Annotated in this window: 6 protein-coding genes and 1 pseudogene; 6 read left to right on the top strand and 1 reads right to left on the bottom strand. The window is 38.5% G+C overall.

Annotated elements, in window-relative coordinates:
* The first annotated feature begins 21 nt into the window (after positions 1–21).
* Together AC52RT_RS09215 and ypfJ are read left to right on the top strand one after the other, a co-directional pair.
* On the top strand, positions 22–528 hold the full coding sequence (locus AC52RT_RS09215; RefSeq protein ID WP_495540462.1) for a hypothetical protein: 507 nt from the start codon (positions 22–24) through the stop codon (positions 526–528).
* Between the two features lie 149 nt (positions 529–677).
* Complete coding sequence (gene ypfJ / locus AC52RT_RS09210) at positions 678–1,523, top strand: KPN_02809 family neutral zinc metallopeptidase (protein ID WP_495540461.1); 846 nt, start codon at positions 678–680, stop codon at positions 1,521–1,523.
* Positions 1,524–1,592: 69 nt separating this feature from the next.
* Here ypfJ and AC52RT_RS09205 read toward each other — a convergent pair whose 3' ends face one another.
* Entirely contained in the window at positions 1,593–1,907 is a 315-nt protein-coding gene (locus AC52RT_RS09205) for a putative quinol monooxygenase (protein ID WP_495540460.1), read from the bottom strand.
* Positions 1,908–2,345: 438 nt separating this feature from the next.
* Between AC52RT_RS09205 and AC52RT_RS09200 the strand changes: the two genes are divergently transcribed.
* From AC52RT_RS09200 to AC52RT_RS09185, 4 genes and pseudogenes are all read left to right on the top strand, one after another.
* A complete protein-coding gene (locus AC52RT_RS09200; RefSeq protein ID WP_475730302.1) occupies positions 2,346–2,798 on the top strand; it encodes a S1 domain-containing RNA-binding protein in 453 nt (150 codons plus the stop codon).
* 662 nt (positions 2,799–3,460) lie between these two features.
* Positions 3,461–3,940, top strand: a pseudogene (locus AC52RT_RS09195) (GNAT family N-acetyltransferase); the annotation flags it as partial.
* A gap of 239 nt (positions 3,941–4,179) precedes the next feature.
* Entirely contained in the window at positions 4,180–5,484 is a 1,305-nt protein-coding gene (locus tag AC52RT_RS09190) for an FAD-binding oxidoreductase (protein ID WP_495540459.1), read from the top strand.
* Positions 5,485–5,486: 2 nt separating this feature from the next.
* A partial coding sequence (locus AC52RT_RS09185) for a (Fe-S)-binding protein (RefSeq protein ID WP_495540458.1) occupies positions 5,487–6,193 on the top strand: 707 nt, incomplete at its 3' end.

Genomic DNA, 6,193 nt, shown 5'->3' with positions numbered 1-6,193 from the left:
TTTTAAATGAGGTGTGTTTTGTTGAAAAAGAACGTATATTTAATTCTAGCTATGTTTGTATTACTCGTATCAACAGTATTTGTGGCTCCTTCTCAATCAAAAGCTTTGAGTGGAAATGAACCAACCTACACCTACTGGATGCAAACGGGAAAGAAAACCTATAAATCTACATCGTATAGCAGTTGGAAAAGTCAAAAAGGTACAGTTGTTGGAGCAGCGACTATGAAGAAGAAGTACACAACGAAAAGCGGCTGGTCTATTACTGGAAGTGCTGGCATCCCTGTTAGAGCAATTGAAATAGGTCTTGAAGGGAATCTAACAAAGGAATCGACATTATCAACTACGGTTTCTAGAAAAATTCCAAAGGGAAAAACCGGAGTATTCCAAATACGAAATCAATATAAAACCTATAATGTTAAAATGCAACAGTGGTTTAGTATGGATGGAAGAAAATCAAAAACTGGGAAAGTTAAAACAGTTACTGTTAAGAAAAAAACAGATATTCAAGGCAGAATCATTCTAAAATAATTACATAGATTAACCAAGAGGATTGTAAATACGGGTCATACCGAATTTGCTGTCCTCTTTATTTTAGAGAAAGGTTTCCCTGCTTCTGAACATCGGGTATAGAGAATGAGGAAAGACATGTTACATATAGTTGTTTAGGAGGAACGAGTATGAAATGGAAGGATAGGCAAGCAAGCTCGAACGTTGAGGATCGGAGAGGGATGAGCGGTAAGGGGATCGCAGGAATTGGCGGCGGTCTCGGTATAGTGATTGTTATTATTGTCACGCTCCTTGGAGGAGATCCAGGTGAATTATTAGGCAATATCGGCTCTACTGATCAAAACAACAGCGCACCTTATGAGGAAACGCAAGAAGAAAAAGAGCTAGCCCAATTTGTTTCAGTAGTACTTGCAGATACGGAACGAGTTTGGACCGAGGAATTTCGTGAACAAGGATTAGAATATAAAGAGCCGAAGTTGGTGTTGTACAGCGGCAGTGTTGACTCTGCGTGTGGAACAGCTGGTTCATCAGTGGGACCCTTTTACTGTCCAGGTGATATGAAATTATATATCGATTTAAGTTTTTATCAAGAGCTGAAAAATCAATTTCAGGCACCCGGGGATTTTGCTATGGCATACGTAATTGCTCATGAGGTAGGCCATCATATTCAAACTCTTTTAGGAACATCAGAAAAGGAAATGCCTAGTCGTTCAAGTGTGAGTGAAAAAGAATACAATAAATATTCTGTGCGACTAGAATTACAAGCTGATTACCTTGCTGGCGTATGGGCGCATCACGTACAGGGCGAGAATCTTCTCGAAGAAGGTGATTTAGAAGAGGCGCTCAAGGCAGCAAGTGGTGTAGGTGATGATACCATTCAAAAGAGATCCCGCGGATATGTTGTCCCAGACAGCTTTACACACGGAACCTCGGAACAAAGAAAGCGTTGGTTCTATAAAGGCTTCCAAAACGGTACTATAAAGGGCGGCGATACGTTTAATACAAGTGACTTATAACAGCTTGACGAGTAAAGCGAGGATAAACCATCACAGGTTATATCTTCGCTTTTAATTTTTTTAATCAGTTTAACTAAATGGAAAGCCTTTTCCACCTAACGTAATCAGCGTATTTATTCTTTCCATACCAGTAATGAGTGGTTTAGCACGTGTTATTAGTGTTTGGGTTGCTTCGTTAGTAAGAGAGAACTGGTGGGCTTCTTCATTACTCCAGACTTCATAAACAAATACAGAATGAGGATCGTCATTAGAAATACTCACAAGATAAAGTTCACACTCATCAAGACTTTTCAGAGATTCGGCTGCTTCCAACAAAATATCTATCATTGTTTCACGTTTGCCTTCTTGTATCGTAAATTTACCAAATAAACCAAATTTCTTCATTCATCATTCTCCTTAAAATTATTATCTTATACTAGTTTAATTATCAACCCCAATTTTCCTATTCACACCATAAATAAAATGGGACTTTATTTCGATTCAATTATGAAAATATTCCTCGGATGTCAATAAGGGCTTTGTAAAGAGAATAATTTGATATATAATGAAGATAGGTATAATTTTTCGTTTTTATGTGCATGAATGAATTGTTTGTAAGTCCATTTATAGTCAATAGACTGCAAAAAAATACGATGATGATTTATTGATTGTTTTTTATTTACACAAAAGTGTTTATAAAAGGGCTGGTTAAGCATCATCAATGTGCGTTAAATGGAACATTTCGCAGTTTATCTATGGAATTAAGGTAAAAGTAGTGGAATTGGTTTTTCAGTTTGGTATAATAAAGTGTGCTAAACATTATTAAGGGGGATTATTATTTCCATGTCAATCGAAGTAGGCAGTAAAGTAACAGGTAAAGTAACGGGTATCACTAATTTTGGTGCGTTTGTAGAACTACCAGGAGGCTTAACAGGTCTTGTGCACATTAGTGAAGTAGCCGACAGTTATGTAAAAGACGTTAATGACCATCTAAAAATAGGCGACCAGATTGAAGTAAAAGTAATCAGCGAAAAAGATGGTAAAACAGCCTTGTCGATAAAAAAAGCAATTGATAGACCTGAAGGACAAACTTCTTCTTATTCCCAACGTCCAGCACGTCCGGGAAGACCAGGAGACAGCCGTTCTAAAGATGTTCGTTCTAAAGGTAAGTTCCAACCAAAAGAGAACTTTGAAGATAAAATGCTGCGCTTCTTAAAAACAAGCGAAGAGAACTTAACAACTCTTAAACGCAGTACGGAAACAAAACGCGGCGGCAGAGGCGGAAGACGCGGCTAAGACGTCCCACTAAAAAACAAACCTGGTTAATACCTGGTTTGTTTTTTTGTTTTTCATGGAGGAAACAACGGTTACAAATAGAATGGACTAGCTATAGTGTACTTTCCGGGGAGGCGGTGTATTGGACCCAAAAGAAGCAGTAGAAGTTTTATTTATTGGAAGTGTGAGTACGACATTCGTAATTATCTCATTCTTTTTAAAAGGTACTTTGCGTACTATTAGCCGGTATTTAGCTCTAATGCTTCTTATTATTTACTGTACTTTATATTCGTCCTTTTTGGATCGATACTCAAATTGAATACCGTACCTGTTAGAACATTATCCTGATGAAAAATGGGGAATAACAACAGTTCCACATCGTGAAGATGATTATAAGAGTCAAAACCTCTATACGATTAGCGTGATTTTTGAAAGCGAACCGGAAGCTACTTATTTATAGGGTAAAAGCGAAGGACAAAATCTATCAAAGTGGTTATTCAAAAGTAAGTGGGTCAGAAGACTTTAAGCTTTTAGAAAGTTGGGATGAATAATAGGACAGTCAAAAAGGAAGTTACCTTAAATTTACTGAATTATCAATTATCTATCAACCATTGACGAGCAAATATTATTTTATAACTAATGGAAAAAATAAATTGTCTGGAGCTGATTGAGCAGATAAAAGGGATCTTTCACAATTATATGAGTTAATGGTTCAATACATAGTAGCCTTCTATAAACAACCCGTGCCCGATGGAGCAGAGTTAAAGAAGTTAATCACACATCTATTAAATAATCCATCCAGCGGAGTACAGTTCGTCGCAGAAAAAGATGGCAAGCTGATTGGTTTTGCCACTTTGTATTTCACCTTTTGTACGCTTCAGGTAAAAAGAGCGGCCATTTTAAATGATCTATTCGTATTAGAATCGAGCCGAGGCGAGAAAGCAGGACAGGAATTGTTTACAACCTGTTTAAGGTACATAAGAGTTCAGAAATTCGCTGATATGACCTGGGAAACAGCAAAAGATAACCTAATCGCTCAAAGGTTATATAACAAGATGGGTGGAAAGGAATCCGATTGGATGGTCTATGAAATAGAAGGAGAGAAGGGTAATATTTTTGTTATCTGTTTTACTGGAGAGATGCATTTTTCGGGTGCATCTTAATTGTTCTTTCAGAGATTCATAATTGCAGGTTTAATTAATTAAATTTTCAAAATATATTGATTTTCATATACAAGGATGTTTTACTAATAATAGACTAGCGACACGTCAAATAAAGAATAACGGCAATTAAAGAAAACGCTTTCTATAAGAGTGATACATAACTTTCCAAGTAAAAAAGCTGTTTATGCTCTATTAATGAAACGATGTTTCTTATTACGAAACAAAGGAGTGACTTTTGCATGCTGGTAAAGAATCATTTGAGTGATATTTTCACAGAAGAAAAAATTCTTATAGAAGATAGCAGCCACGACCTAGGCAATCGAGCCGAGGTGATAGTACGACCAACTACTGAAGAGGAGATTGCCGATCTTATTTCCTTTGCTCATTCAAACGGAAAAAAAGTGATTATTGAAGGCGGTGGGACAAAGAAGGGGTTTGGCGGACTGGTGGAATATGCAGATATTTGTCTATCCCTAAAAAACTTTAAGGGGATTGTCGAGCATAATCCTGGTGATATGACCATCACCTTAAAAGCTGGTACACCGTATTTGGAGGTACAGGAATACCTTGCTGGCTTTAACCAGATGATTTCCCTCGATCCTTTTGCCAATGAGCAAACAAGTATCGGCGGTATCATTGCAGCGAATGACAGCGGTCCGAAGCGGCTTGGGTATGGTTCCGCCAGAGACGTCGTGATAGGTATGCGCCTTGTCTATCCTGATGGTAGTCTGATTCGTGCTGGGGGGAAGGTCGTTAAAAATGTAGCAGGATACGATATGAACAAACTCTTTATCGGCTCGATGGGAACACTCGCGGTGATATCTGAAATTACATTGAAGTTAAGACCGTTAGCAAACTATCAAAGTCTTGTTTTAATCTCTTTCCCAGAAGGAAATCGAGATGTGATTAAACAGTTTGTTGTGAGTGTGCTTGATTCGTTAATGGAGCCTGTTACCCTTGAACTTCTTAGCCCTTCTCTTGCAGCGAAGTTGACCGGTCAAAGGGAGTACACAGTAGCTATTCAATTCGAGGATGTTGAAAGTTCTGTCCACTATCAAACTACCTATCTGGAAAATTTGAAGCCTGAAGGGGGCACTTTCTCTATCCTCCAGCAGGAAGATGCACACTTGTTTTGGAATGCTTTTTATGAATTGTACTCGGGAATGAACGCTGAAAATCAAATCAAATTAGCAGTTCTAAAAGTAGGACTTGAAAATATGGATGTACTTGAATTGCTTGAAGTAACTGAGAAGCTAGACAGCGACCAATTTCATATACTTGCTCATGGGGGACTGGGACATGGGATTAGTCAAGTCTACCTTTATGGAGAATATGATCGAATTCTCTCAGCGATCCAAGATATTAGAAAGCTTACCTCAGCCAAAGGCGGTTATGCGATTGTTAAACATCTACCATTTTCAGAGCGATTGAAGATCAATATTTGGGATGAAAATCCTTCCTACTTTTTCTTACTGCAAAACATTAAAGCAAAAGTTGATCCGAATAACGTTCTTAATGAAAAAAGATACGTAGGAGGGATCTAGGAATGACGACTCAGTCGGCAGTGAAATCCAGTCCAGCATGTGCTGAAACTAGTTTAAGTAATTATTTTGCTAAAGACCATCCGGATGAAAAGAAGTGGGATGATTGCGTTCATTGCGGGATGTGTTTGGAATCATGCCCAACCTATGAGATCACCGGACAAGAGCAGCATTCCCCTAGGGGACGTGTCCATTTAATCAAAAGCGTGGCTGAAGGAAAAATCGCGTTGAATGAGTATTTTTCCGATCCCGTGTTTGCTTGTCTCGATTGCCGGGCTTGCACAACAGCTTGTCCAGCGGATGTTGATGTTGGAGGGTTGATTGAAGAGGCGCGGGGGCAGATTCGTCTAGCTATGCCGTTGAAAGGTTGGAAGGGAAGCTTTAGTAAATTGTTTTTACAGGGATTATTTCCTCATGAAAACCGCTTGAATACCGTCGGAAGTCTGCTCCGATTTTACCAAAAAAGCGGTTTGCAAACTACCATTCGTAAAACAGGGATGATGAAGATCATGCCTAAACATTTGGTTGAGATGGAAGCGATTATGCCGAAAGTAAATAAACCCGTTCGAAAGAAATATAAGAAGGATCAAGTTCTTAAAGCTAAAGGAGAAAGCAAAGCGGAAGTTGCCTTTATGACTGGCTGTATCATGGATGTCATGTTTAGTGAAATTAATGAAGCGACCATTAATGTTCTACGGAGAAATGGTAATGA

It is taken from the genome of Peribacillus sp., from assembly GCF_059453735.1.
This window is presented reverse-complemented; position numbering and strand designations above follow the sequence as displayed.